This is a genomic window from Acinetobacter sp. C15, from assembly GCF_013420645.1.
GTDB lineage: Bacteria > Pseudomonadota > Gammaproteobacteria > Pseudomonadales > Moraxellaceae > Acinetobacter > Acinetobacter indicus.
On sequence record NZ_VOXR01000106.1, the window covers coordinates 1 to 2,160 of the forward strand.

The window sequence follows — 2,160 nt, forward strand, 5'->3', positions numbered from 1 at the left end:
TTAAGTTCTTTATCCGACATAGACACCAACATATCAAACCGTCCGCTAAGAAAATTGCAAAAGTGCATATTCTAAAAGCGGACATTTTTACTTTGGAGAAACCGGACATTTCTACTTTGGGCTTACACAAGTATTTCGTATAAGGTGTATTATGTTAATTGTAGATTTTCTTAATTTATTCCTTAATGCAACAGAACCTGATAAGTCTACTCTCTAGGATCGTGAAGCAAGACAGGAGTCGAGCTTAACTAAATCTCATACGCCACCCGACATCCTTTCGGGTTTTTTATAGGTTTAAAACAGAAATTTAGTGTAGAACATGAAAAATCCATTATTTGTTTGTTCCCTTAATAGATTTTAGTTGAAATACCAACTAAATTAGATAAAAATAAGTAATTAATTTATTTAAATTATTAGGTTGAAATATGAAAAAAAGTGCAATTATAACAGCTAGCTTAATTATGACCATAAGTCTATCTGGTTGTAGTAAATCAGAAGAGAAAGATCAAGTAGATGTTAAATCAGCAAGTCAAGAACTTAGCCAAAAGATGATGGAACAGGAAATAGCTGATAAGAAAGCTACAATTGCAAGTTCACCAAATAAAATACAATTTAAAGAATATGACCAAAAAGAATTGGGTTTAATGATTGCCAAAGCATGGTTTGATACAGTACGCGTTGATGAACAAGGCATTGTTACTGATGGAAGCCTATCATTATTCAGATCTTATTATGAAAAATCATTTCCTGATGATAACAGCATTGAAGATGTTAAACATGATAATAATCCCGTTATCTATCAAGAAAGACTTCAGCCATATATTGATAAGTTAAGAAAGGCTTCAGAAAATGCTCCACAAAAGGCATTTTTTAAATTGCCAATTTTAGTACCAGAACGTGATTCAACAAACTTTTTGAATGTACAAATTTACTCATTTTATGATAATGAGTTAAAGGGTCTTAGAGGTGAGATTGAATCATTAGATATATTTGAAAGTTCATCTATTGTAAGTCTTAAGGCTAATAAGGAATTTTTAGTCCCATATCCTGTAGAAAATGCTCTAGATATTAGACGTTATAGTAAACTAGATACATATGGAACTGCATATATTGTTATTGAAAGAAATACAGCTTTAAACATCCCTGCATTTGACGCTTATCCAGTATATTTAGATTTAATTATAAAAGATAAGGAAACGGCTAAAGAGATTTATCAAACTTCAATTGACAAGTTTGGTATAGATGATAATTAATATATTATCAATCATTTAAAATAATTTTTGTTATAAAAAGCGAGAGTTTTTAACTCTCGCTTTTTAATTGGTGTAACCTAGACTATGTTCACTTTAGTGCATTGATAAAAAATTATTTAATAAAAAAATACCAGATACCATGTGTAATAAGAGGGGAAATTAGGAATAAAACCCATAACCAAGTCAGACCTTTTTTATTAAGAACCTCTATAACCATAATATACAAACATAAAATAAATATAATGTAAAAAATAATTGCAAACCATTTCAAGAAAAAGAACCAAACTCCTAGTTCATATATTAGATCTACTCTTGATAAATATGAGTAAATATTAGTACTGAAGTGCAGTGGTTTATAAAAAATATAGTTAAAAATAAGTAATATATGACTAGTTATAGGTTCAAATTCTGACCAATTTTTTATCCAATGCCAAGCAAAGTAGCCTACAGTTCCAAATATGATCAACTCAATTGGAATTGCCGGTTGAGTGCCAACATAACTAGTACTTCCAGAGCTAGAGTCACTATTTGATATAAAACCATCGTTGTATCTTGCTTGTTGTCTTTTGTATTCAATGTCACTAGAAGAACAACCTATTGAACAATAGTTATCATTCATACTCACTGAGTGGAAATGTTTTCCACAACCATTACAATAATGAGAATACATAGATATATAATTCATTGAAATTAATTTTTCCCAATCTTATTCTATCATGGTAATCCTCCCATAAATAACCGAAGTTAAAAGTAGAGGTTAAGCAGCCATGAGAGGTGGCTTTCCTTTGTTTGCTTGGTGTGGTCTTTCATAGTTGTAATGCCACAGCCAACTCGTTGCATAATCTTGTACTTCTTCCAGTGTGTCAAATAGATGCTTGCTTAGCCAGCTATAACGTATAGTCCGATT

The 2,160-nt window shown here is 30.6% G+C and carries 3 protein-coding genes; 1 reads left to right on the forward strand and 2 read right to left on the reverse strand.

What is annotated here, in order from left to right; all coding sequences use genetic code 11:
* Window positions 1-425: 425 nt before the first annotated feature.
* The gene (locus tag FTT63_RS15290) at window positions 426-1,253 is read left to right on the forward strand and encodes a hypothetical protein (protein ID WP_180192469.1); all 828 of its coding nucleotides are present in this window, start codon (window positions 426-428) and stop codon (window positions 1,251-1,253) included.
* Window positions 1,254-1,365: 112 nt separating this feature from the next.
* Here FTT63_RS15290 and FTT63_RS15295 read toward each other — a convergent pair whose 3' ends face one another.
* Both FTT63_RS15295 and FTT63_RS15300 read right to left on the reverse strand, forming a co-directional pair.
* Window positions 1,366-1,872 carry a hypothetical protein gene (locus FTT63_RS15295; RefSeq protein ID WP_180192470.1) on the reverse strand — a complete coding sequence of 169 codons (507 nt, stop codon included), beginning with the start codon at window positions 1,870-1,872 and terminating at the stop codon, window positions 1,366-1,368.
* Window positions 1,873-2,010: 138 nt separating this feature from the next.
* Window positions 2,011-2,160: integrase core domain-containing protein (locus FTT63_RS15300; protein WP_180192471.1), on the reverse strand; the 150-nt coding region annotated here is incomplete at its 5' end.